Below are 265 nucleotides of genomic sequence, written 5' to 3'. Positions count from 1 at the left end.
CGACGCGCCCGCCGTGACCGGCGACGTCGCCGGGCTCGGTTCGGCCGGGCACCCGCTGCTCGGCGCGGTCGTCGCCCTCGCCGACGGCGACGGCTACCTGTTCACCGGCCGGCTTTCGGCGCGGTCGCACCGGTGGCTGGCCGACCACGTCGTCCGCGGCTCGGTCGTGCTGCCCGGCACCGCGCTGCTCGAACTCGCCGCGCGGGCCGCGCAGGAGACCGGCACCCGGGTCGTCGAGGACCTGGTCATGGAGGCGCCGCTGGTG

At 78.1% G+C, this 265-nt stretch carries 1 protein-coding gene; it reads left to right on the top strand.

Going from position 1 to position 265, the window contains the following annotated elements; translation table 11 throughout:
• Window positions 1-13: 13 nt before the first annotated feature.
• On the top strand, window positions 14-265 hold a 252-nt coding region (locus G3I65_RS20410), incomplete at its 3' end, for a polyketide synthase dehydratase domain-containing protein (protein ID WP_309235582.1).

The organism is Amycolatopsis sp. SID8362 (assembly GCF_010550475.1).
Classification (GTDB): domain Bacteria; phylum Actinomycetota; class Actinomycetes; order Mycobacteriales; family Pseudonocardiaceae; genus Amycolatopsis; species Amycolatopsis eburnea.
The sequence above is the reverse complement of the archived record's forward strand: the minus strand, read 5'-3'. Positions and strand labels throughout refer to the sequence as shown.